This is a genomic window from Streptomyces sp. BBFR2 (assembly GCF_044497305.1).
Taxonomy (GTDB): domain Bacteria; phylum Actinomycetota; class Actinomycetes; order Streptomycetales; family Streptomycetaceae; genus Streptomyces.
The window spans coordinates 2,733,632-2,757,103 of the sequence record NZ_CP172415.1; the positions used below are offsets into that span (position 1 = coordinate 2,733,632).

The following is a 23,472-nucleotide window of genomic DNA, read 5'->3' on the forward strand; positions in this document are numbered from 1 at the left end:
TACCTCTGCATACCTCTGGACGCGATACGGAAACGACGGGCGGCGGACCACCCGCGCCAAGCGTCGCACGCCGAAGGCCCCCCACGGGACAGCCCTCACCTGCGACGATCGGCCACCCGCCGGTCCGCCGCCGGAACGGGACGCGCCCGCCGCCCGCCCGCGTCCGGCACGGCAGGGCGGCCGGACGCACACGCGACAGCCACGGCGAGCGCCCGCCGCGCACGGCGGGCCGGGACGGTGAGACCACGGGTCATGGTGTCGTCCTCTCGTGAGATTCGGGTCGGGGGCGGAATACGGGGCCGGGGGCGGGGCGAGGCCGAGGGAGACCCGGCCGGGCGCGGGCCGGGAAGCGGCGCGGTGACCGGCGTCCGGCCCGAGGGGAGGTCGGGCCGGACGCGGGCGGGCATAGGCCGGGAGACCGAACGCGGGCAGGAGGCACGGGCCGGAAGTCCGGACGGCGACCACGGCGGGCCAAGGCCCCGCGGACCGCCCCCGCACGCGACGGCCCGGCTCCCGCGAACAGCTCGGCCCCGGACACGGCCCGGGGGCGGCGGCCCGGCCCCACGCCGGCCCGCCGCCCCGGACTCCGCGGACCGGCCCCACACCGATCCGCCGTCCGCCGTCCGCCGTCCCGCCGCCCGGGGCTCACACCCCGCTGTTGGGCCCGCCGCTGCCGCCACCGCGCAGCGCGTCGAGGTCCGCCTTGACGGTGTTGATCGGGATGGCGAAGCCGAGACCGACACTGCCCGCGGTGCTGCTCGACGCCGAACTCGGCGCGTACATCGCGGAGTTGATGCCGACGACCTGCCCCGCCATGTTGATCAGCGCACCGCCGGAGTTACCGGGGTTGAGCGAGGCATCGGTCTGGATGGCCTTGTACGAGGTCTTCGACGAACCGGTGTCGCCGTTGTAGCGGTTCCCGCCGAACTCGAACGGCCACTGATCCCCGTCCGACTCCTGCCCCCGGCTCTGCCCGTCGCTCTTCGGCACCGTCACATCGCGGTTGAGCGCGGAGATGATGCCGCTGGTCACCGAGCCGGTCAGCCCCTCCGGCGAACCGATCGCCACGACCTGGTCGCCGACCGCCAGCCCGTCGGAGTTCCCCAGGCTCGCGGGCGTCAGCCCCTTCGCGTCGTGCACTTTGACCAGCGCCAGGTCCTTGTCGGGGTCCGTCCCGACGACGGTGGCGGTCTTCCGGCTGCCGTCACTGAACGCGACGGTCACCGTCCGGGCACCGGACACCACATGGTTGTTGGTGACGATCTCGCCCTTGCCGCTGACGACCACACCCGAACCGGTGGACTCGCCCTCCACGGTCCGCGCCTGGATCTCGACTATCGACGGGCTCACCGCCTTCGCCACCGCGGACACCCCGCTCCCGCTGGTCTTCCCCGCGTTGACCAGCGGCGCCGACACCGTCGAGTCCTGCCGGTGCTGCGTCGCCCCGGCGATCAGCGCCGCACTGCCGCCGCCGATCAGACCGGACGCCAGCGCCACCGCCGCGATCAGCGCGACCGGCCGCCGGGCCCGCCGCCGCGGCGGCTCCTGCGGCGCCCGCGGATCAGCACCCGCGAACCCCGCGTACGCGCCCTCGCCACCGGGGGCGTACGGAGGCGGCGGCGGGTACGCCCCCGCCCCGCCCGCGCGGGCGTCGTCGCCGTGGCCGTAGCCGTACGGCCCGTCCTGGGACATCTCATCTCCGCTGCGGCGGTAGCTCTCGGTCATGCGACCACTGTGCGCGGCCACCATGAGAACCGGGTGAGAACGCCCTGAGAGACCCGGCAGAAGTAGGTATGCCCGGTATAAGAACACCCGCCCGGCCGCACACGCCCCGCACCCCGGCGGTACGTCCTTCTGGCGCCGGCGCCCGGCGTCAGCCCCCGCAGCCGCAGGAGCGGCGGACCACCAGCCGGGAGGGGAACTGCCGCAGCCGCTCCCGGCGCGAGCCGGCCACCCGCAGTCCGTCGTCGAGGACGAGATCGACGGCGGCGCGCGCCATCGCCTCCCGGTCCGAGGCGACCGTCGTCAGCGGCGGATCGGTCAGCCCGGCTTCCTTCACATCGTCGAACCCGGCCACCGCCAGCTCACCCGGCACATCGATCCGCAGCTCCCGGGCGGCCCGCAGCACACCGATCGCCTGGTCGTCCGTGGCGCACATCAGGGCCGGCGGCCGGTCCGGCCCGGCCAGCAGCTCCAGCGCGACCTGGTAGGCGTCGTAGCGGTTGTACGGCGCCTGGAAGTAGCGGCCCTCCAGCGGGATGCCCGCCTCCTGCATCGCCCGGCGCCACCCCTCGACATGGTCGGTGACCGGGTCGCCGGACTTGGGTGTCTGCTCCGTACCGCCGAGGAACGCGACGTACGGATGGCCGTGCTCCAGCAGATGGCGGGTGGCGAGCTGGGCGCCCCACACGTCGTCGGTCATCACCGCGACGTCGTCGATCGCGTCGGGCCTGCGGTGCAGCAGCACCACCCGGGCGTCCCAGGCGTCGATCTCGGCGGCGGCGTGCTCGCTGGGGCCCTGGCTGATGAGGATCAGCCCGGAGACCCGCATCCCGAGGAACGCGCGCAGATAGTGGACCTCGCGTTCGTCGAGGTAGTTGGCGTTGCCGACCAGCACCATCTTGCCGCGCTCGGCCGCGGCCTGTTCCACGGCGTGCGCCATCTCCGCGAAGAACGGCTGCCGGGCGTCGGGGACGATCAGCCCTATGAGGTCGGTACGGCGCGACGCCATGGCCTGAGCCACGCGGTCCGGGCGGTACCCCAGCTCCTTGATCGCGGCGAGCACCCGCTCGCGGGTGGCCGGGGCGACCGGCCTCGGTCCGTTGTTGATGACGTAACTGACCACCGCGGTCGAGGTTCCCGCCAGTCTTGCCACATCGTCCCGCGTCACCTTGGCCACGCGCGGCAGTCTACGCGGGCGGACCGGGACGGCCCCAGGCCCTGTCGTCACACTCCCGCCGGCCGCCCGCGGGGCGGCCCGGGAGCGCGACGGCAGGGCCCGGAGGAGGCCGGCGGTTCAGGGGACGGGCGCCGGGCGAACCGCCGGCGGCACTCAGCTCCCGCCGGACCGCGCCCCGGCCGCCGTGCCGCCGGAGCGCGCCGCCTCCTTCGCGGCCGCCGCCTTCTTCTCGTTGGCCGCCTTGTCCTTCGCGGCCTTCTCCTTCGCCTCGGCCGCGCGCTCCGCCTTGTCCGGCACCACGAAGCGGTAGCCGACGTTGCGGACGGTGCCGATCAGCGACTCGTGCTCGGGGCCGAGCTTGGCGCGCAGCCGCCGGACGTGCACATCGACGGTGCGGGTGCCGCCGAAGTAGTCGTAGCCCCAGACCTCCTGGAGGAGCTGGGCGCGGGTGAAGACCCGGCCCGGGTGCTGCGCGAGGTACTTCAGCAGCTCGAACTCCTTGAAGGTCAGGTCCAGGACCCGGCCCTTGAGCTTGGCGCTGTAGGTCGCCTCGTCCACCGAGAGATCACCGGTACGGATCTCCATCGGACTGTCGTCCACGCCGATCTGTTTACGCCCCAGGGCCAGCCGCAGCCGGGCCTCGACCTCGGCGGGACCCGCCGTGTCGAGCAGGACGTCATCGACGCCCCACTCGGCGGTGACGGCGGCGAGTCCGCCCTCGGTCACCACGAGGATCAGGGGACAGCCGGGGCCCGTGGACCGCAAAAGCTGGCACAGCGACCGCACCTGCGGCAGGTCGCGGCGGCCGTCGATGAGGATGACGTCCGCTCCCGGGGTGTCGATCAAGGCCGGGCCCTCGGCAGGAGCCACCCGCACGCCGTGCAGCAGCAGGCCGAGGGCGGGGAGCACCTCCGCCGACGGCTGCAACGCGTTGGTCAGCAGCAGGAGGGAACTCACTTCCGACCACCTGCCCGGTACCCGGCCCGTTCTTGTCGGTACTGCTCGCTTCGCTCGCCCATGACGTCTGGTTCCTCCTCGGTCCCTGCGACGGGGGCACCACCCGGCCGCGGCCGGGGGAGTCTGCGGCACTGCTTCGTACGCTGCTTCCGGCCACGCACCGTGCCTGTCCGAAAGCACAAAAGGATCCGGGGGCAACGCTGCCCGGATCCTCCACGCCCAGCAGAATAGCCCACATGTCCCCCGGACCCGAGGCCGGTCCCGGCCCCTCCCGTGTTCCTTCGGTCACGTCGTGTGGTCACCGAGCGTCGCTGCTGACCGCCGACGGCGTCCGGATCGAGGCCGCGTACACCCCGCGCTCCGGCGCCGTCACCGCAGGTGGGAAAGGGTCCGCCGACGATCTCGCGCTGGTCGTCGCGCACGGCTTCACCGGCTCCCTGGACCGTCCGGCGCTGCGCCGCGCGGCCGCCGCGTTCCACGGCCGGGCCGCGGTGGTGACGTTCTCCTTCCGCGGCCACGGCGGCTCCGGCGGGCGCTCCACCCTCGGCGACCGTGAGGTGGAGGACGTGGCCGCGGCGGTCCGCTGGGCCCGCACGCTGGGTCACCGCCGCGTCGCCACCCTCGGCTTCTCCATGGGCGGCTCGGTGGTGCTGCGCCACGCGGCGCTGCACCCGGCGCACAGGGGGCGCACCGCAGCTCACACCGATGCGGTCGTGTCGGTGAGCGCCCCCGCGCGCTGGTTCTACCGCGGCACCGCACCGATGCGCCGCCTCCACTGGGCCGTCACCCGCCCCGCCGGCCGTCTCGTCTCCCGCGTCGGCCTGCGCACCCGCGTCCACCCCGGGGACTGGGACCCGGTACCGCTCTCCCCCGTCGCCGCGGTCCCGCTCATCGCCCCCGTCCCGCTGCTCCTCGTCCACGGCGACCGCGACCCGTACTTCCCCCTCGACCACCCGCGCACCCTCTACGCCGCCGCCGACCCCGCCACCTGCGACCTCTGGCTCGAACCAGACTTCGCCCACGCCGAGAACGCGGCCGGCCCCGCCCTGCTCGCCCGGATCGGCGGGTGGATCGCGGAGCAGCTCCTCGCGGCGGAATGATAGGGGCTGGGTATCATTGCGTCATGCTCTATCGCACCCCGCACCTCCAGCCCGCCGACCAGAAGGTCCTGGACGAGATCGACGGTCTGCGGGAACAGCTCCGGCACGCGGTACAGCAGGTCCCCAGGAAGTGGGAGCTGGATCTTCGTAAGGCCCTGACCGCCGGAGCCATCGCCGCGTCGAACACCATCGAGGGGTACCGGGTCGACGCCAAGGACGTGGCCGATCTGATGGACGGCGAACGCGAGGTGGACGCCAGCGAGGAGAACAAGGCGGAGACGCTCGCCTACCAGCAGGCCATGACCTACATCCAGTCGCTCCACAACGCCCCTGATTTCCGCTACAGCAAGGGGCTCCTCAACGGTCTGCACTGGATGCTTCAGGGGCACCACCACCCGCTCACCACAGCGGGGCAGTGGCGCCGGACCGCCATCCGCATCACGGCCCCCGGCGACGAGCTCGCCACCGACTACGAAGGGCCCGACCACGAGCTCCTCCCCGGCCTCACCGGCGAGCTCATCACCTGGCTCAACGAGGGCGACCTCGACCGGCACGTCCTCGTGCGGGCCGCGATGGCACACCTGAACCTCGTGAAGATCCATCCGTGGTCCGACGGCAACGGCCGGATGTCCCGCTCGCTCCAGACGCTGGTCATCGCCCGCGGCGGGGTGCTGGCCCCGGAGTTCTCCTCCATCGAGGAGTGGTTGGGCATGCCGGGCAACACCTGGGAGTACTACAAGGTTCTCCGTGAAGTGGGCGGCCCCGTCTGGTCACCCGAGCGCGACACCCTTCCGTGGATCAGGTTCAACCTGCTCGCCTACCACCAGCAGACCCAGCGCGTACAGCACCGGGTGAACCGTTCCAACGACTGCTGGATCCAGCTCATGGAAGCGGCCGACGGGCTCGGGGCCACCGAGCGGCAACTGACCGCGCTGCACGAGGTCGCGATGGTGGGCCGGGTACGGCGCTCGCGCTACGAGAAGGCGGAGGCCCTCAACACCCAGCAGGCGACGAGGGACCTCCAGGCCCTCACCAAGGCAGGGGTGCTGAACGCCGTCGGCCAGACCCGAGGCCGGCACTACACAGCGGGCCCGCACTTCCCCCGGCATGTCCTGGACACCGCACAGCGGCGGCACACCATCACCGACCCGTACGCCGGCTGATCTCCGGCCCCGCCCTGCTCGCCCGGATCGGCGGGTGGATCACCGAGCGGGCGGCGGGCTCGGACGGCGGCGGGGGCGTTACTCCGTTTCGGTGACCGCCTCGGCGAACTGGGCCGCGTAGAGGCGGGCGTAGGCGCCGTCGGCGGCGAGGAGGGTGGCGTGGTCGCCCTGTTCGACGATGGCGCCGGACTCCATGACGAGGATCAGGTCCGCGTCGCGGATGGTGGACAGGCGGTGGGCGATGACGAAGCTGGTGCGGCCGGTGCGCAGCCGGGCCATGGCCTGCTGGATCAGTACCTCGGTGCGGGTGTCGACGGAGCTGGTGGCCTCGTCGAGGACGAGGATCGCGGGCTCGGCGAGGAACGCGCGGGCGATGGTGATCAACTGCTTCTCGCCGACGGAGACGCTGCCGCCCTCGTCGTCCACGACGCTGTCGTAGCCGTCCGGCAGGGTGCGGACGAAACGGTCGACGTGGGTGGCGCGGGCCGCCTCGACGATCTTCTCGTGCGGGGTGCCGTCGGGGGCGCCGTAGGCGATGTTCTCGGCGATGGTGCCGCCGAAGAGCCAGGTGTCCTGGAGGACCATGCCGATCCGGGAGCGCAGCTCCTCGCGGTCGAGGGCGGCGATGTCGGTGCCGTCGAGGGTGATCCGGCCGGAGCGGGTCTCGTAGAACCGCATGAGGAGGTTGACGAGGGTGGTCTTGCCGGCGCCGGTGGGGCCGACGATGGCGACGGTCTGGCCGGGCTCGACGGTCAGCGACAAGCCCTCGATCAGCGGCTTGTCCTCGTCGTAGCGGAACGAGACGTCCTCGAAGGCGACGCGTCCGGCGGTGCGCGGCGGGGCGGGGGCGTCCTCCGGGTCGGGCGTCTGCTCCTCGGCGTCGAGGAGTTCGAAGACCCGCTCGGCGGAGGCGACGCCGGACTGGACGAGGTTGGCCAGCGCCGCGAACTGCGCGAGCGGCTGGCTGAACTGCCGGGAGTACTGGATGAACGCCTGGACGTCACCGACGGAGAGCGCGCCGGAGGCGACCCGCAGCCCGCCGACGACGGCGATCAGCACATAGTTGAGGTTGCCGACGAAGGTCATCGCGGGCTGGATGAGACCGGAGATGGCCTGAGCCTTGAAGCTCGCCTCGTACAGCGCGTCGTTCTGCTCGCGGAAGCGGTCGGCGGACTCCTTCTGGCGGCCGAAGACCTTGACCAGGGAGTGGCCGGTGTACATCTCCTCGACGTGGCCGTTGAGCTTGCCGGTGGACGACCACTGTTTGACGAACTGCGGCTGCGCCCGCTTGCCGACCCGGGTGGCGACGATCACCGACAGCGGCACCGTGGCCAGCGCGACCACCGCCAGCAGCGGGTTGATCCAGAACATCATCGCGAGGACGCCGAGGACGGTCAGCAGCGAGGTGACGATCTGGCTCAGGCTCTGCTGGAGCGTCTGCTGGATGTTGTCGATGTCGTTGGTGGCGCGGGAGAGCACCTCGCCGCGCTGCTGCTTGTCGAAGTAGCTCAGCGGCAGCCGCGCCAGCTTTCCCTCGACCTGCTCACGCATCCGGAAGACGGTGCCCTGCACGGCGGTGGTGACCAGCCGCGCCTGGAGGAAGCCGAAGAGCGCCGCCGCCGCGTAGATCAGCGTGGCGTAGAGCAGGACGGTGCCGACGGCGGGGAAGTCGATGCCGTGGCCGGGGACGAGCGGCAGCGTGCCGATGAGGTCGGCGAGAGAGCCCTGCCCGTGGGCGCGCAACTGCTCGGCGGCCTGCGCCTTGGTGACGCCGGACGGCAGATCGCGGCCGATCAGCCCGGCGAGGAGCAGGTCGGTGGCGTGCCCGAGGACACGCGGGCCGGTGACGGTCAGCGCCACGGACGCGACGGTCAGCGCCAGCGCGCCGGTGAGCGCGGCGCGCTGCGGCCGCAGTTGGCCCAGCAGCCGCTTGCCGGAGCCGGTGAAGTCCAGCGACTTCACCAGCGGCGGGCCGCCCATCATGCGCGCGGGGCCGGCGGCGGGGCGCGCCGTGCGGCGCAGCTCCTCCGCGCTCTCGGCGTCCTCGTCACGGACGCCCGCTTCCTTGTCCGCGGTGGTCACGCCGCCTCCTGCTCGGTGAGCTGGGAGAGCACGATCTCCCGGTACGTCGCGTTGCCGGCCATCAGCTCGGCGTGGGTTCCGGTGCCGACGACGCGGCCCTCGTCGAGCACGACGATGCGGTCGGCACCGCGGATGGTGGCGACGCGCTGCGCCACGATGACGACGCTCGCGCCGCCGGTCTCCCGGGCCAGCGCGGCGCGCAGGGCGGCGTCGGTGGCGTAGTCGAGGGCGGAGAAGGAGTCGTCGAAGAGGTAGAGGTCGGGCTTGCCGACGAGGGCGCGGGCGATGGCCAGGCGCTGGCGCTGGCCGCCGGAGACGTTGGAGCCGCCCTGGGCGATCGGCGCCTGGAGACCGCCCTCCATCGCCGCGACGAACTCCTTGGCCTGCGCGGTCTCCAGCGCCCGCCAGAGGTCGTCGTCGGTGGCGTCCGGATCACCGTGGCGGAGGTTGCTCGCGATGGTGCCGGAGAAGAGGTACGGCTTCTGCGGGACGAGGCCGACGGTGCGGGCGAGCGTCGCCTCGTCGAGGGTGCGGACGTCCTCGCCGCCGACCAGGACGGTGCCGCCGGTCGCGTCGAAGAGGCGGGGCACCAGGCCGATCAGGGTGGACTTGCCGCTGCCGGTGGAGCCGATGACGGCGGTGGTCTCGCCGGGCCGGGCGTGCAGCGAGATGTCCTTGAGTACGGGTTCCTCGGCGCCGGGGAAGCGGAACTCCACGCCGCGCAGCTCCAGCTCGCCGGGGCGGCTGAGGGCGGTGACGGGGTGCTCGGGCGGGGTGACGCTGCTGTCGGTGTCCAGCACTTCCTGGATGCGCTCGGCGCAGACCTCGGCGCGCGGCAGCATCATCGTCATGAACGTCGCCATCATCACCGACATGAGGATGTACATGAGGTAGCTGAGGAACGCGGTGAGCGAGCCGATCTGCATCGCGCCGGAGTCGATGCGCAGCCCGCCGAACCAGACGACGGCGACGCTGGAGAGGTTCACGACCAGCATGACCAGCGGGAACATCGTCGACATCAGCTTGCCGGAGCTGAGCGACACGTCGTAGAGGTCGGTGTTGGCGACGGCGAAGCGGCGCTGTTCGTGGCGGTCGCGGACGAAGGCGCGGATGACGCGGATGCCGGTGATCTGCTCGCGCAGCACGCGGTTGACCGTGTCGATGCGCTCCTGGACGCTGCGGAACAGCGGCCGCAGGCGGCGCACGATGAGGGAGACGATCACCCCGAGGACCACGACGATCACCAGGAGGAGGCCGGAGAGCGGCACGTCCTGGTTGAGCGCCATGATCACGCCGCCGACGCACATGATCGGCGCGGCCACCATCATCGTGAACGTCATCAGGACCAGCATCTGGACCTGCTGGACGTCATTGGTGGTCCGGGTGATCAGCGAGGGCGCGCCGAAGGCGGCGACCTCCCGGGCGGAGAACGTCTGGACCCGGTCGAAGACCGCCGCCCGGATGTCCCGGCCCAGCCGCATCGCCGTACGGGCGCCGTAGTGGACGGCGCCGGTCGCGCAGCCGACCTGGAGCAGCGCGATGGCGAGCATGTAGCCGCCCAGGCGCAGGATGTAGCCCGTGTCCCCGAGGACGACGCCCTTGTCGATGATGTCGGCGTTGAGGGTGGGCAGGGAGATGGTGGCCAGCGTCTGGATGAGCTGGAGGAGGACGATCAGCGCTATCGCGCGCCTGTGGGGCCGCAGATGTGCCCACGCGAGTCGGACCAACACCGTATGACCTTATGCGAACACTTGCCCGTAGCAACCTGTTTCCGACCGGCGGGTGGTCCCTCCGGGCGGCGCGGGGTGGCACGGAGCCGTACCGGTCCGCGCGGTTCCGCGGCGCCGGGCCCGGCTCGTGCCGCCCCGCGCCGGTCCGCGCGCCCTGCGCCACCCGCGTGCCGGTGCGCGCCGCCCGGCCCCGGCACCGGCCCCGGCCGCGACGGGCCCGGACCGCGGTACGCCATCATGGACGGCGCGGCCCGCGGGCGGGCACACCCACGGCGCCGCGACGGGACCACCCACCCGGCACCCCGACACCCACGACGAAGAGGCCGCCGTGACAACAACTGGCACCGTGCGCTACTGGGCAGCCGCCAAGGCCGCCGCGGGCACGGCCGAGGAGCCCTACGCGGCGGAGACGCTCGCCGAAGCGCTGGCCGCGGCGCGCACCGCGCACGCCGACCGCCCGGAGTTCGCCCGCGTCCTGCAGCGCAGCTCGTTCCTGGTGGACGGCGCCCCGGTCGGCACCCGCGACCACGCGGACGTCCCGCTCACCCAGGGCGGCACCGTCGAGGTCCTGCCGCCCTTCGCCGGAGGCTGAGAAAGCGATCATGAACGACTCCCCGCAGCAGCCCTACGGCTCCCCCGACCCGCACCCCGGCCAGGCCCCGCACCCCGGCCCGTACGCCGCCCCCGGCCTGCCCCCGCAGCCCCCGCAGGCGTACGAGCAGCCCCCGCACGGCGGCCCCGCGCACGGCCACCCGTACGACCAGGGGCACGCCGGGCAGACGCCCCAGGGCCAGGCGCCGTACGGCCGGACCGAGCCCGGCCAGGCGCCGTACGGCCAGGAGTACGGCGGCCCGGCCCCGTACGGGCAGACGCCACACGGCCAGGGCCCGGCCGGCCCCGCCGCCCCGTACGGGCAGGCCCCGGCCGCCCCCTCTTACGAGCAGAACCCGGCCGCTCCGTACGGGCAGGCCCCGGCCGCCGCCCCGTACGAGCAGGTCCCGCACGCGCAGCCCGGCCACGCGCAGCCCGGCCACGCGCAGCCCGGCCACGAACAGGTCGCGTACGGGCAGCCCGGGCACCCACAGTCCGGCCACGGGCAGGCCGCTTACGGGCAGGCGCAGGGCGCACCGCAGGCCGTGGGCGCTCCGTACGAGCAGGTGCCGCACTCGTACGCCCCGCCCGCCGCCGTTCCCGCTCCCGGCGACGGCGGCGCGGCATCGCACGGCGCCGCGCGGCCGCACGCGGCGCGGGGCACGGGGGCGGACACGGCCCAGGACGCCCCGCGTCCGGACGCGCCGCAGGACCTCTCCCGGCTCGCGCCCAACCAGCGGGCCCGCGCCGAGGGCCGGTCGCCGATCATTCCGCCGGGGATCCGGCCTGCCGCGCTGACCGCCGTTCTCGCGCTGCTGCTGGCGGTGACCGCGCCGCTGCCGGAGGCGGTGCGGTGTGTGCCGGTGGTGCTGTTGCAGGCGGTCACCGCGGCCGGGTGGTACCGGCTGAACGGGATGTGGCCGGCGCGGCAGGGCATCGCGCTGGCCTTCCTGGCGGGGGTGGTGACGGATGTGGCGCTGCTGGCGACGGACCGCGAGGACGCGCCGCTGGTGGGCCTCGGCACGCTCGGCGTGTGGTGCCTGTTCGTCCTCGTCCTCCAGCTCCGCAACCGCTCCGGCGCCGATGAGCGGATGTACGCGCTGACCGCGGGGCTGACCTCCGCGGCGCTCGCGGTGCTCGCCGCCGGGCAGCTCTCCGCGCTCCCGGACGCCGTGGTGGTGGGTGCCGCCGCCGTCGCCCTGGCCGTCCTGGTGCGCGCGCTGCCGCTGCCGGGCCCGGTCACCGCGGTCCTCGCGCTGCTCGCCGCCGCCGGCGCGGGCGCCGCCGCGGGCCGGCTCAACGACTTCGGCGTCATGGGCGCCGCGTTGGGCCTGGCGGCCGGGGCTTGTGCGCTGATCGGCCTGCGGGTGGCGAGCTACGACTACCCGTCGCGCTTCGTCCACCTCACCGCGGGTGTCGCCCTGCCGCTGGCGCTCGCCGCCCCGGCCGTCCATCTGCTGGGGCCGGTCCTGAGCTGACCCGCCCGTTTCCCGCACCGGCCGCCGCCGGGCGCCCCGCGCGCCCGGCGGCGGCCGTCGGCGTTCGCAGGCCTCCACCGCCCGCCGCCGTCACGGCCGGTCGTCCCCTCCGGTCACCGCCGCCGGTCGTCTAGGCTCGCCGGTGCGCGGGCAGGGGGCCCGTGGCGTACGGAGACGAAGCGAGTGGCCGGGCGGACCGGCCGGGTGTGGGGGAAGGGTTCGATGCGCGCACTGAAGGTGCTGCTGGTCCTGGTCGTGGTGGTCGGCGGGTTGTTCGTCGCCGCCGACCGGGTCGCGGTCAATCTCGCCGAGGACAAGGCGGCGGAGAAGATCCGCGACAGCCAGGGGCTGGCGGCGGCCCCGGAGGTCTCGATCAAGGGCTTCCCGTTCCTGACCCAGGTGGCCGGGCGCAACCTGGACGAGGTCGAGGCCGAGCTGGGCGGGGTGAAGGCCGACGCCGACGGCCACACCCTCCGGGTCGACAAGCTGAAGGCGGTCTTCCACGACGTCAAGCTCTCCGACGACTACAGCTCGATCGAGAACGCCGCGTCGGCCACCGCCACCGCCACCCTCTCCTACGCCGACCTGACCAAGGCGTCCGGCGCGAATGTGCAGGTCACGTACGGCGGGACGAAGGGCGGCCAGGGCCAGGTGAAGATCTCGCCGGCCATCCCGCTGCTCAGCTCGCTGGAGGTGACCGGCTCCGTCACCGCGCACGGCGACACCCTGCGGCTGCGCGCCGACTCCATCCCGACCATGTGCCGGCTGCTCCCCGGCTGCGCCGACAAGATCCGGGAGCAGACCGACCACGAGTGGAAGCTCGACCAACTGCCGGCCAACCTCAAGCTGGACAAGGTCACCGCCGGTCCCGACGGCGTGGCGATCTCCGCGACCGGTACGGACGTCAAGCTCCCCGGCTGACCGGCCCCGCCGCCCGGCCCGGACCCCCACCGTCCAGCCGTTGAGACGACCCATCCCGTACGACAGACCCCCCACCGTCCCACCGCCGCCCGGCCCCCGCGAAGGGGCGCCGGGCGGCGGCTTTCGTTTCACATCTCGGACAATCACATCTCGCCATGTGACACACCGGTGACAGGCCCGGGTTTCCGTCCCTACGATCGACGGCATGCAGAGCGCATCGAGCGGTCTCCGTTTCCGGGGACAGGCGAACCTCACGAAGCGGCGGGCAGTCGACCTGTGCCGCGTCGCCACCATGCTCTGTCGCCCTGTCTGACGGGCCCGTTCCCGTCACCGGCCGGCCCGCCCCCCGGCCGCTCCGTCTGATCGCCGTTCCCGTTGTGCCACGCCGCGCCGCGCGCCGCCCTGACGCCGCCGCGCATCCCCGGCGTATCCGCGTGCCCGTCCGCAAGCACACCCCCGCAACTGCCCCGGAGGAGAAGAACATGAGCCGCACCGACGTTCTGGTGGACGCCGACTGGGTCGAGGCCCACATCGACGACCCGAAGGTCGTCCTCGTCGAGGTCGACGAGGACACCGCCGCGTACGACAAGAACCACATCAAGAACGCCGTCCGGATCGACTGGCAGAAGGACCTCCAGGACCCGGTCCGCCGCGACTTCGTCGACCAGGAGGGCTTCGAGAAGCTGCTCTCCGCCAAGGGCATCGCCAACGACGACACCGTCGTCCTCTACGGCGGCAACAACAACTGGTTCGCCTCGTACGCGTACTGGTACTTCAAGCTCTACGGCCACGACAGCGTGAAGCTGCTCGACGGCGGCCGCAAGAAGTGGGAGCTGGACTCCCGCGACCTGGTCGACGGCTCCGAGGTCCCCAGCCGTCCGGCCACCGCGTACAAGGCCAAGGCGCAGGACACCTCCATCCGCGCCTTCCGGGACGACGTCGTCGCCGCGATCGGCACCAAGAACCTCGTCGACGTGCGCTCCCCCGACGAGTTCAGCGGCAAGCTGCTCGCCCCGGCGCACCTGCCGCAGGAGCAGTCGCAGCGCCCCGGCCACGTGCCGAGCGCCCGCAACATCCCGTGGTCGAAGAACGCCAACGACGACGGCACCTTCAAGTCGGACGACGAGCTGAAGGCGCTCTACGAGACCGAGCAGGTCGACCTGTCCAAGGACACCGTCGCCTACTGCCGCATCGGTGAGCGTTCCGCCCTGACCTGGTTCGTGCTGCACGAGCTGCTGGGCCAGGAGAACGTCAAGAACTACGACGGTTCCTGGACCGAGTACGGCTCGCTGGTCGGCGTGCCGATCGAGCTCGGCGCCAACAAGTAAGTCCGCCCCACCTCTCAACCCTCAAGGAATCCCCATGTGTGGAGCACAGGCCGGCGGCCCCGACGCGTCGACCATCAAGCCCGGTGAGACCACGATCCAGGGCAGCGTGACCCGCGACGGCGAGCCCGTCACCGGCTACGTCCGGCTGCTGGACAGCACCGGCGAGTTCACCGCCGAGGTCCCCACCTCCGCGACCGGACAGTTCCGCTTCTACGCGGCCGAGGGCACCTGGACGCTGCGCGCCCTCGTCCCCGGCGCCACCGCCGACCGCACCGTGGTCGCGCAGCAGGGCGGCCTGGCGGAGGTCGCCATCGCCGTCTGACGACAGCGTGCGGTGGGTGCGCGGCGGCGGCCGCGCACCCACCGGCCGAAGGGCCGCACCCCGGGGTTGGACGCCTTGCGGGGGTGCGGCCCTTCGCATGCCGTACGGACCGGCGGGACCTGTCCGAACGACCCCGCCGGGGCTTCTTTCCGGCGCGGCGCGGACTTACCGTGGAGGTATGCCTCGCCGGCTGCCACCCCGACGCCGTCATCGCTGGTACTTCGTGATGATGGGGGTCTGTCTCACCCTTTTCGTGCTGGCCTGGAGCCTGGTACGGATGTGGTCGGTGACGGCCGCGGTGGCGATGTGCGTGGTCGCGATGGTCATCCCGCCGATCGCGGCGATCGTCGCCAACCGCCGGGGTCCCGACGAACGCTGGTGGGACGAGTCCGGTGACCCGGAGTCCGACCGCTGGTGGCGCGAGCTGGACGACCGCGACGACCACCACTCGCACTGAGCGGCCACCGCCTTCCCGCACCGGGCCGGTGCCCGTACCCGTACTCCACCGCCCGTGCCGCGGCGATGGTGCGTACGGGCGGTGGCGGTGCGTACGGCTCCGGTCGCCTCCGGCCCGCGCGTCGCTCCGGTCACCGCCCGGCCGCCCATCGTGACGTCAGCGCCAGGCCGACGAGCAGTTGCAGGACGCCCAGGGTGAGCAGCAGGGTGAGCGGGGCGCTCCAGCCGCCGGTGGCGGAACGCAGCAGACCGACCCCGAACGGTCCGGCGGAGGCGAGCAGATAGCCGGTGCTCTGCGCGAAGGACGAGAGCGCCGCGGTTTCCCGCGCGCTCCGTCCGCTGGTCCCGATGAGCGCCAGGACCAGCGGGAAGGCGCAGAGCCCCAGACCGGTCAGGACGGCCCAGAGCGGCGCCGCCGCCGACGGTGCGTACAGCAGGCCGAGGTAGCCGGCGGTCAGCGCGGCGCCGACGAGACAGAAGGCGAGCCGCAGCCGCGCCGGGGACCGGGTGAGCGGCAGCAGGACGAACGCCGCGGGCACCCCGACGAGCAGCGCCGTCCCCAGCAGGGAGCCGGCCCGGTCGGCGGGGACTCCGTGATCGGTCAGTACGGTCGGCAGCCAGCCGATCACCGCGTAACTCGCCAGCGACTGGAGCGCGAAGAACGCCGTCACCAGCAGGCCGAACCGGGTGCGCCCGACCGCCCACGCCGACACGGCGGCGCGCTCCGGGGCGGGCCCGGCGCCCCGCTCGGCGGCCGGGCCCGCTGCGCCGTCCTGCGGACCCGGTTCCCCGGCGCCGTCCCGCGGGCCCGGCCCCGTCCCGCCCCGCCTCCGCTCCCGTTGCCGCTCCTGTTCCGGGCCCGCTCTGACGGAGCCCGGGGCGAGTGCCCACACCGCGAGGGCGAGGAGGGCGGGCAGCGCCCAGACGGCGAGGCCGGGGGACGGGCCGCCGGCGAGGTCGGCGACGGGGACCGCGACGGCGGCGGCGAGGGCGGAGCCGAGCGCCATCACCGTGGTGTAGACGCCGGTCAGCAGCGCGACCCGGCCGGGGAAGTGCGCCTTGACGAGGGCGGGCAGCAGGACGTTGCAGAGCGCGAGTCCGGCGGCGGAGAGCACCGTCCCGGCCAGCAGCGCGCCCGTCGACGGTACGGCGCGGACGGCGAGCCCGGCGACGAGCGCGGCGAGCGCCAGCAGGACGGCGCGCTCGGTCCCGGCGCGGCGGGCCAGCGCGGCGCCGGTCGCGCCCACCGCCGCGAAGCAGAGCGTCGGCAGCGCCGGAACGAGCGAGGCGACGAGCGGCCCGAACCCCAGCTCCGCGCGGAGCCGTTCCAGCAGCGCGGCGGCGGTGGCGACGGCGGGCCGCAGATTGACGGCGATCAGCACGATCCCGGCGGCGGTCAGCAGCCCGGCACGGGAACGGGCGGCGGACGGGGCGAGCCCCACGGGGCCGGCAGGGCGGACCTGAGCAGGGCGGACAGGACCGGGGCGGTCCGGGGCGGGGAGGCCCTGAGCAGGGCGGGCCGGAGCGGAGCGGCCCTGAGCGGGGCGGTCGTGACCGGGGTGGCCCTGAGCGGGACAGTCCTCGGCGGGGAGGCCCTGAGCGGAGCGGTCCGGGCCAGGGCGGGGCGGGCCTGGACAGGGCGGGCCAGGGCGGGGCGGACCGGGGCGGGCCCCGGCAGGGCCGGTCGGAGGGGTGCGGCGCGCGGGCGGGAGGTCGTTCGGCGGCGGGGGCTCGGGTGCGGGCATGGACGGAAACATAAAACGTCCAACCTTTAAACGTCCAACCTTTATCGGTGGGGCCGGTAGACTGCCGGGCATCCCCCTGACAGGAAGGCCCCCGTGACTCTCGCCTCCGCCCGCCGATCGGTCCTGGTCGACGACGTCATCGAGCGGCTGCGCGCCGAGATCACCTCGGGCCGGTGGCCGGTCGGCAGCCGTATCCCGACCGAGGCGGCGCTGATCGAGCAGTTGGGCGTCGCCCGCGGCACCCTGCGCGAGGCGACCCGCGCCCTCAGCCACGCCGGACTCCTCCAGGCCCGGCAGGGCGACGGTACGTACGTCCGCGCCACCAGCGAACTCTCCGGCGCGCTGCAGCGGCTCGGCAGCGAGCCGGCCGAGGTGCTGGAGGTCCGCCAGGCCCTGGACGTACAGGCCGCGCGGTTGGCCGCCGCCCGGATCACGCCGGAGGAGCTGACCCGGCTCGGCGCTCTCCTCGCCGAGCGCGCCGCCGCCTGGCGCGACGGTGACCGCGACGCCTGGATCCGCGCCGACCTCGCCTTCCACCAGGGCGTCGCCACGGGCAGCGGCAACACCCTGCTCGCCACCTTCTACACCGCGCTCGGCCCGCCGCTGCGCCGCTCGATGACCGCGCAGTGGGACGGCTCCGGGTTCGACGGGGCGGATCCGCGCGGCCACGAGGAGCTGCTCGACGCGCTGCGGGCGGGCGACCCGGCGCTCGCCGCCCGCAGCGCCACCGCCAACCTCGACGCCGCCGGCGCCTGGTCCGACACCCCGCCGCCCGCCCGCGGCTGACGGCGGGCCCGGGGCGCGCGGCACGACCGCCGTACGGCCGACGCGCGGGCCACGGCGCCGCCACCGTCCGACGGGCCGGCGCCGCCACCGTCCGACGGGGCCGGCGCGGCACCCTCGTGCCACGGAACCCCGCGGGCCCCGGCATCACCGCGGCCCGGCGTCCCACCGGCGCGCGCCCCGGTCCGCCGTCGCGGCGCGCACCCCGGCCCCGCGCCCCCTCGCCGGCCCCCGTCCGCCGTCCTTGATCGCCGGGCGGGGAACCTCACAGCGCCGACGCGAACGGTGCCGACTAGACTCGTCCACGGTCCGTTCCACCCCACTCCGTCCAAGGAGCACGCCGTGCTTGAGGCAGTCTTCACCACCCTGCTCGTCCTGGTCGGCGTCGGCGTCATCGCCTTCGCCGGTCTGACCTACAAGAAGCTCTACCAGGGTCAGCGCTGACGACCGCCTCCCGCCGTGCCGCCTTGTCCCTCCCCACAGATCGCCTGAGCTGATGATCGAGATCCCGTCCGACCTGAACCCGGCCCTCGTTCCCCTGGCCTTCCTCCTCGGCAACTGGGAAGGCGCGGGCGTCGCCGACTTCCCCGGCACCGAGAAGTGCAACTTCGGCCAGCAGGTCACGTTCACCCACGACGGCCGCGACTTCCTGGAGTACACCTCGCACAGTTGGGTGCTCGACGGCGAGGGCGAGAAGGTCCGCCCGCTGGAGAGCGAGAGCGGCTACTGGCGCATCGACGACAACCGCAAGGTCGAGATCGTCATGGTCCGTGACCAGGGCATCGTCGAGGTCTGGTACGGCGAGCTGGCCGACAAGAAGCCGCAGATCGACCTGGCCACCGACGCCGTCGCCCGTACCGAGGCCGCCGGTCCGTACAGCGGCGGCAAGCGGCTCTACGGCTACGTCAACAGCGACCTGATGTGGGTCGGCGAGAAGGCCACCCCCGAGGTGCCGCTGCGGCCGTACATGTCGGCGCACCTGAAGAAGGTCGTCGACCTGGAGGAGTGGGCGAAGACCCTGCCCGCCGACACCCCGGACGGCGTCTCGTTCTTCAACGCCGACGGCACCCCGTACGAGGGCTGAGCCCCGCTCGACGGCGTACGGGGCCGGGCGTCCCGTACGCCGACAACCGCATAGGTATGACGCGCCCCGCGGGGGAAGTCCGGTGAGAGTCCGGCACTGACCCGCAACGGTGAGCGGCGCCCCGTCCGGGGGCGTCCGCGAGTCCGATCACCCGCGGCGGCGCACGCTCCTGACAACTCGCCGTGGACTGCGAGGGGACGCCCGCCGCGGTCGCCCGCGCGGACCGTGCCTTCATCCGTAGGACGGCCCGAGCCGAAGGCGGACCGTCCGTGGAACCGACGCCCTCCCAGGCCACCGCGGCCCGCGCCGCGTACGACGCGCCCGCGCGCCGCATTCCCCTCCCGCCGCTGGTCGCGGCGCTCGTCGTGGTACTGCTCGGCTCCGTGCTGTGCGGGGTGGCCCTCGGTTCGGCCGGGGTCGGCTGGGGGCAGGTGGTGCGCTATCTGGCCGCCGGGGTGAGCGGCGGGACGCTGCCCGCCGAGGACGCCGCGGGATACACCGTCGTGTGGGAACTGCGCTTCCCCCGGGCGCTGCTGGCCGCGATCGTCGGGGCGGGGCTGTCCGCCATCGGCGTCGCCGTGCAGGCGCTGGTCCGTAACGCGCTGGCCGATCCGTTCGTCCTCGGGATCTCCTCGGGCGCCGCCGTCGGCGCCAACGCCGTCCTGCTCTTCGGCGCCGCCGGGGCGCTGGGCGTGTGGGCGCTGTCCACCTCGGCGTTCGTCTGCGCGCTGCTCGCCATGGCCCTGGTCTACGCCGCCGCCCGCACCTCGCACGGCCTGACCCCGCTGCGGCTGGTGCTGACCGGTACGGCGATGTACTACGGCTTCTCCGCCGTGACGACGCTGATGGTGTTCTCCGCCGACCGCGGGGAGGCGGCCCGGTCGGCGGTGATGTGGCTGCTGGGGAGTCTGAGCGGGGCGGGCTGGCCGTCGGTGCCGCTCGCCGCCGGTGCGGTGGCCTGCGCGGTGGTCTACCTGTGGCTGGCCGCGGGCCGGCTGAACGCGCTGGCGATGGGCGACGAGACGGCAGCGGCGCTCGGCGTGGACGCCGGGCGGCTGCGGCGGGAGCTGTTCCTGGTGGTGGCGGCGGTGGCCGGGGCGGTGGTCGCGGTCAGCGGGGCGATCGGCTTCGTCGGGCTGCTGGTGCCGCATGTGACGCGGATGCTGGTGGGCGCCGACCACCGGCGGGTGATGGCGGTGGCGCCGCCGCTCGGCGCGGTGCTGCTGGTCTGGGCGGATGTGCTGTCGCGGGTGGTGATCGCGCCCGTCGAACTGCCCGTCGGCGCGATCACCGCGGTGCTCGGCGTGCCCGGTTTCGTACTGCTGATGCGGCGCAGCGGCTACAGCTTCGGAGGGGGCGTCTGATGCGCGTCGACATCGAGGATCTGAACGTGGAGGTCGCCGGGCGGCGGCTGATCCACGACGTGACGCTGCGCGCCGCGCAGGGGCGGCTGATCGGGGTGGTCGGCCCGAACGGCAGCGGGAAGTCCACGCTGCTGCGGTGCGTGTACCGGGCGCTGCGTCCGGCGGGCGGCACGGTCCGGCTGGACGGTGCCGATCTGCACGCCATGGACGCGCGCGCGGGCGCCCGGCTGCTGGCCGCGCTGCCGCAGGAGGGGCAGGCCGCCTTCGACTTCACCGTCGCCGAGATCGTGGCGATGGGGCGGCTGCCGCACCAGCGCGGTTCGGGCCGGGCGTCCGCCGCCGACCAGGAAATCTGCGCGCGGGCGCTGGACCGGGTCGGCGCCGGGCATCTGGCGCACCGCGGCTTCCCCGGACTGTCCGGCGGCGAGAAGCAGCGGGTGCTGATCGCCCGCGCGCTGGCCCAGCAACCACGGGTGCTGGTGCTGGACGAGCCCACCAACCACCTCGACATCGCGCAGCAGTTGGAGGTCCTGGCGCTGGTCCGCGACAGCCGCCTGACGGTGCTGGCGGCGCTGCACGACCTCAACCTCGCGGCGCGGCACTGCGACGCGCTGTACGTCCTCGACGGCGGCCGGATCGTCGCGTCCGGCGCGCCGCACGAGGTGCTCACCGCCGAGCTGCTGGCGGACGTCTTCGGCGTCCGCGCCCACCGCGTCCGCCACCCGGAGACCGGCGCCGTACACCTGCTCCTCGACCGGCTGCCGGAGCGGCGGGGCGGGGCGGACGGCCCGGGGAGCGCGCCGCCGGACGGGCCGTCCGGACCGTCCGCCCCGGACGCCGCCCCGCCGGACGCGCCCGCGTCACCCGCCCCGGACGCCCCGGACCACGGTCCGCGGACCGCCGCCCCCTCCCCCGCCCCCAGATGAGGCCCCGTATGTTCCGCCGTTCCGCCGCTCTGCTCTCCGTTCTCGCGCTGGCCCTGACCGGGTGCGGGGCGAAGATCTCCGCCGACAAGGGCGGTGGCCGCCAGGACGCCGCCGGGTACCCGGTCACCGTCAAGAACTGCGGCACCGAGCTGACCTTCGCGAAGAAGCCGTCCCGGGTGGTCACCAACGATGTCGGCATCACCGATCTGATGCTGGCGCTCGGTCTTGAGGACCGGATGGCCGGGTACGTCATGCCGTCGTACCGGGGCCATATCGAGAAGGTCGCCTGGCGGGACGCGTACGACAAGGTGCCGTGGCTGTCGAAGAAGGCGATCACCAAGGAGATCGCGCTGGACGCCCGCGCCGATCTCGTCCTCGCGGGCTGGAACTACGGCTTCGGCGAGGGCAACGACCTCACGCCCGCCTCCCTGAAGAAGCTCGGCATCGGCTCCTACGTGCTGACCGAGTCGTGCCGTAACGGCGGCTCCGGCAACGCCCGCGGGGTGATGCCGCCGCTGGAGGCGCTCTACACCGATCTGACCAACCTCGGGAAGATCTTCCACGTCGAGGACCGCGCCGCGAAGCTGGTCGGGGAGTACCGCGCGCAGATCGCCGCGGTCCGCGCCACGCACCCGAAGGACGGGAGGAAGCCCTCCGTCTTCCTCTACGACAGCGGTACCGACAAGCCGCTGACCGCGGGCGCCTTCGCCGGTCCCGACGACATCATCACCAAGGCGGGCGGCGTCAACCTCACCAAGGACCTCAAGGACACCTGGACCACCATCGGCTGGGAGACCGTCGTCGAGCGCGACCCCGACGTCATCGTGATCAACGACTACGGTTCGCCGTCCGCCGCCCGGAAGAAGGACTTCCTGCTCCACTACGGGCCGCTGGCGAACGTCTCCGCCGTCAAGCACAAGCGGATCTTCACGCTGGACTACGCCGACCTCGTCGAATCGCCCCGCAACCCGGCGGCGGTCCGCGCGCTGGCGCGCCATCTCGCCGCCGGGCCGCACGACTGACGCCCGGCCGGGTGGCGCTCCTTACACTGGGGGCGTGGTGAGCACCGACTGGCAGAGCGACCTCCGCAAACGCGGCTACCGGCTGACGCCCCAGCGTCAGCTCGTGCTGGAAGCCGTCGACAGACTGGAGCACGCGACCCCGGACGCGGTCCTCACCGAGGTCCGCAAGACCGCGCGCAGCGTGAACATCTCCACCGTCTACCGGACGCTGGAGCTGCTGGAGGAGCTGGGGCTGGTCTCCCACGCCCACCTCGGGCACGGCTCGGCCACGTACCACCTCGCCGACCGCCACCACCACATGCACCTGGTCTGCCGGGACTGCACGGACGTGATCGAGGCGGATCTGTCGGTGGCCGAGCCGTTCGCCGCCACCCTGCGCGAGCAGTTCGGCTTCACCACCGACCTCAAGCACTTCGCCATCTTCGGCCGCTGCCGCGGCTGTACGGAGAAGGCCGCCGGGCAGGCGGAGGACGGCGGGGCTTGAGGGCCCGGCGGCTCCGCCCGCGATCCCGGCGGACGGCGGCCGGGCCGTAGGCTGGCGGTATGAAGAGTTCCTTGCTGTCGCTGCCCGGCGCCGTCCCCGCCGAGGCCCCCGACGAAGGCGTCGCCGCGCACTACGGCGACCTCTTCCGCGAGCAACGCGCGCTGGCGGACGGCTCGGGTTTCGTGGACCTCTCGCACCGCGGCGTGGTCACCGTCACCGGACCGGAGCGGCTGAGCTGGCTGCATCTGCTGCTCACCCAGCACGTCAGCGAGCTGCCGCCGGGGCAGGCCACCGAGGCGCTGATCCTCTCCGCGCACGGCCACATCGAGCACGCGCTCCACCTCGTCGACGACGGCGAGACGACCTGGATGCACACCGAGCCGGGCGACCAGGAGGCGGTGATCGCCTATCTGGAGAGCATGAAGTTCTTCTACCGTGTCGAGGTCGCCGACCGCACCGCGGACCTCGCGGTGGTGCATCTCCCGGCCGGTTCGATCACCGAGGCGCCCGAGGGCGTGGTGGTCCGCGAGACGCCGCACGGCCGGGACCTCTTCCTGCCGCGCGGCTCTCTGGACGCGTTCGCCGCGGCCCACGGACCGGCGATCGGCGTCCTCGCGCTGGAGGCGCTGCGCGTCGAGGCGCACCGCCCGCGCCTGGGTCTGGAGACCGACCACCGGACCATCCCGCACGAGCTGGGCTGGCTGGAGAGCGCGGTCCACCTCCAGAAGGGCTGCTACCGCGGCCAGGAGACCGTCGCCCGCGTCCACAACCTGGGGAAGCCGCCGCGCCGCCTGGTCTTCCTGCACCTGGACGGCAGCGAGGTGCATCTGCCGCCGCACGGCACGCCGTTGCGGCTCGCCGCCGACGGGCCCGAGGGCCGGCAGATCGGTTTCGTCACCACCTCGGCCCGCCACCACGAGCTGGGCCCGATCGCCCTCGGCCTGATCAAGCGGAACGTCCCCGTCGACGCGCCGCTGGACGCCGCGGGCACCGCCGCGGCCCAGGAGGTCGTGGTCGCGCCGTAGGGCGCCCCGCGT

21 protein-coding genes, 1 pseudogene and 1 riboswitch are annotated in these 23,472 nt (G+C 73.7%); of the genes and pseudogenes, 16 read left to right on the top strand and 6 right to left on the bottom strand.

What is annotated here, in order from left to right:
* Positions 1–645: 645 nt before the first annotated feature.
* The 3 genes from ACGH2B_RS10435 to ACGH2B_RS10445 all read right to left on the bottom strand — a co-directional run bounded on the left by ACGH2B_RS10435 (position 646) and on the right by ACGH2B_RS10445 (position 3,856).
* On the bottom strand, positions 646–1,725 hold the full coding sequence (locus tag ACGH2B_RS10435) for a S1C family serine protease (protein WP_399087311.1): 1,080 nt from the start codon (positions 1,723–1,725) through the stop codon (positions 646–648).
* A gap of 148 nt (positions 1,726–1,873) precedes the next feature.
* Positions 1,874–2,899 (bottom strand): LacI family DNA-binding transcriptional regulator, encoded by a 1,026-nt coding sequence (locus tag ACGH2B_RS10440; protein WP_399087313.1) that lies wholly within the window; start codon positions 2,897–2,899, stop codon positions 1,874–1,876.
* A 153-nt stretch (positions 2,900–3,052) separates the two neighbouring features.
* Complete coding sequence (locus ACGH2B_RS10445; protein WP_399087315.1) at positions 3,053–3,856, bottom strand: response regulator transcription factor; 804 nt, start codon at positions 3,854–3,856, stop codon at positions 3,053–3,055.
* Positions 3,857–4,092: 236 nt separating this feature from the next.
* Here ACGH2B_RS10445 and ACGH2B_RS10450 point away from each other — a divergent pair, with 236 nt between their 5' ends.
* Both ACGH2B_RS10450 and ACGH2B_RS10455 read left to right on the top strand, forming a co-directional pair.
* Positions 4,093–4,956, top strand: a complete 864-nt coding sequence (locus ACGH2B_RS10450; protein WP_399087317.1) for an alpha/beta hydrolase family protein — start codon at positions 4,093–4,095, stop codon at positions 4,954–4,956.
* 23 nt (positions 4,957–4,979) lie between these two features.
* On the top strand, positions 4,980–6,119 hold the full coding sequence (locus ACGH2B_RS10455; RefSeq protein ID WP_399087319.1) for a Fic family protein: 1,140 nt from the start codon (positions 4,980–4,982) through the stop codon (positions 6,117–6,119).
* Positions 6,120–6,197: 78 nt separating this feature from the next.
* Here the strand turns inward: ACGH2B_RS10455 and ACGH2B_RS10460 are convergent, their stop codons facing one another.
* Entirely contained in the window at positions 6,198–8,099 is a 1,902-nt protein-coding gene (locus ACGH2B_RS10460; protein WP_399096903.1) for an ABC transporter ATP-binding protein, read from the bottom strand.
* A gap of 98 nt (positions 8,100–8,197) precedes the next feature.
* Complete coding sequence (locus tag ACGH2B_RS10465) at positions 8,198–9,931, bottom strand: ABC transporter ATP-binding protein (protein WP_399087321.1); 1,734 nt, start codon at positions 9,929–9,931, stop codon at positions 8,198–8,200.
* A 346-nt stretch (positions 9,932–10,277) separates the two neighbouring features.
* On the opposite strand from ACGH2B_RS10465, the gene ACGH2B_RS10470 reads away from it, so the two are divergent.
* The 7 genes from ACGH2B_RS10470 to ACGH2B_RS10500 all read left to right on the top strand — a co-directional run bounded on the left by ACGH2B_RS10470 (position 10,278) and on the right by ACGH2B_RS10500 (position 15,028).
* Positions 10,278–10,523 (top strand): MoaD/ThiS family protein, encoded by a 246-nt coding sequence (locus tag ACGH2B_RS10470; protein WP_399096906.1) that lies wholly within the window; start codon positions 10,278–10,280, stop codon positions 10,521–10,523.
* Between the two features lie 10 nt (positions 10,524–10,533).
* Positions 10,534–12,000, top strand: a complete 1,467-nt coding sequence (locus ACGH2B_RS10475; protein WP_399087323.1) for a hypothetical protein — start codon at positions 10,534–10,536, stop codon at positions 11,998–12,000.
* Between the two features lie 222 nt (positions 12,001–12,222).
* On the top strand, positions 12,223–12,921 hold the full coding sequence (locus tag ACGH2B_RS10480) for a DUF2993 domain-containing protein (protein ID WP_399087325.1): 699 nt from the start codon (positions 12,223–12,225) through the stop codon (positions 12,919–12,921).
* A gap of 205 nt (positions 12,922–13,126) precedes the next feature.
* Positions 13,127–13,234: an Ms5788A family Cys-rich leader peptide gene (locus ACGH2B_RS10485; RefSeq protein WP_391640940.1), complete on the top strand. Its 108-nt coding sequence runs from the start codon at positions 13,127–13,129 to the stop codon at positions 13,232–13,234.
* A gap of 169 nt (positions 13,235–13,403) precedes the next feature.
* A complete protein-coding gene (locus tag ACGH2B_RS10490) occupies positions 13,404–14,249 on the top strand; it encodes a sulfurtransferase (protein ID WP_399087327.1) in 846 nt (281 codons plus the stop codon).
* A 34-nt stretch (positions 14,250–14,283) separates the two neighbouring features.
* A complete protein-coding gene (locus ACGH2B_RS10495) occupies positions 14,284–14,571 on the top strand; it encodes a DUF1416 domain-containing protein (protein ID WP_143943862.1) in 288 nt (95 codons plus the stop codon).
* Between the two features lie 229 nt (positions 14,572–14,800).
* A complete protein-coding gene (locus ACGH2B_RS10500; protein WP_399096909.1) occupies positions 14,801–15,028 on the top strand; it encodes a hypothetical protein in 228 nt (75 codons plus the stop codon).
* 130 nt (positions 15,029–15,158) lie between these two features.
* Here the strand turns inward: ACGH2B_RS10500 and ACGH2B_RS10505 are convergent, their stop codons facing one another.
* Positions 15,159–16,469, bottom strand: coding sequence for an MFS transporter (locus ACGH2B_RS10505; RefSeq protein ID WP_399087330.1), 1,311 nt, complete (start codon positions 16,467–16,469; stop codon positions 15,159–15,161).
* A 396-nt stretch (positions 16,470–16,865) separates the two neighbouring features.
* On the opposite strand from ACGH2B_RS10505, the gene ACGH2B_RS10510 reads away from it, so the two are divergent.
* The 7 genes and pseudogenes from ACGH2B_RS10510 to ACGH2B_RS10540 all read left to right on the top strand — a co-directional run bounded on the left by ACGH2B_RS10510 (position 16,866) and on the right by ACGH2B_RS10540 (position 23,460).
* On the top strand, positions 16,866–17,558 hold the full coding sequence (locus ACGH2B_RS10510) for a FadR/GntR family transcriptional regulator (protein WP_399087332.1): 693 nt from the start codon (positions 16,866–16,868) through the stop codon (positions 17,556–17,558).
* A 493-nt stretch (positions 17,559–18,051) separates the two neighbouring features.
* Positions 18,052–18,639 carry an FABP family protein gene (locus ACGH2B_RS10515; RefSeq protein ID WP_399087334.1) on the top strand — a complete coding sequence of 196 codons (588 nt, stop codon included), beginning with the start codon at positions 18,052–18,054 and terminating at the stop codon, positions 18,637–18,639.
* Between the two features lie 71 nt (positions 18,640–18,710).
* Positions 18,711–18,792, top strand: a riboswitch (cobalamin riboswitch).
* A gap of 278 nt (positions 18,793–19,070) precedes the next feature.
* Positions 19,071–19,913, top strand: a pseudogene (locus tag ACGH2B_RS10520) (FecCD family ABC transporter permease); the annotation flags it as partial.
* A gap of 89 nt (positions 19,914–20,002) precedes the next feature.
* On the top strand, positions 20,003–20,929 hold the full coding sequence (locus tag ACGH2B_RS10525; RefSeq protein WP_399087336.1) for an ABC transporter ATP-binding protein: 927 nt from the start codon (positions 20,003–20,005) through the stop codon (positions 20,927–20,929).
* Between the two features lie 8 nt (positions 20,930–20,937).
* Positions 20,938–21,951, top strand: a complete 1,014-nt coding sequence (locus tag ACGH2B_RS10530; protein WP_399087338.1) for an ABC transporter substrate-binding protein — start codon at positions 20,938–20,940, stop codon at positions 21,949–21,951.
* Between the two features lie 34 nt (positions 21,952–21,985).
* On the top strand, positions 21,986–22,435 hold the full coding sequence (locus tag ACGH2B_RS10535; RefSeq protein WP_399087340.1) for a Fur family transcriptional regulator: 450 nt from the start codon (positions 21,986–21,988) through the stop codon (positions 22,433–22,435).
* 59 nt (positions 22,436–22,494) lie between these two features.
* The gene (locus ACGH2B_RS10540; protein WP_399087342.1) at positions 22,495–23,460 is read left to right on the top strand and encodes a YgfZ/GcvT domain-containing protein; all 966 of its coding nucleotides are present in this window, start codon (positions 22,495–22,497) and stop codon (positions 23,458–23,460) included.
* Positions 23,461–23,472: the final 12 nt, after the last annotated feature.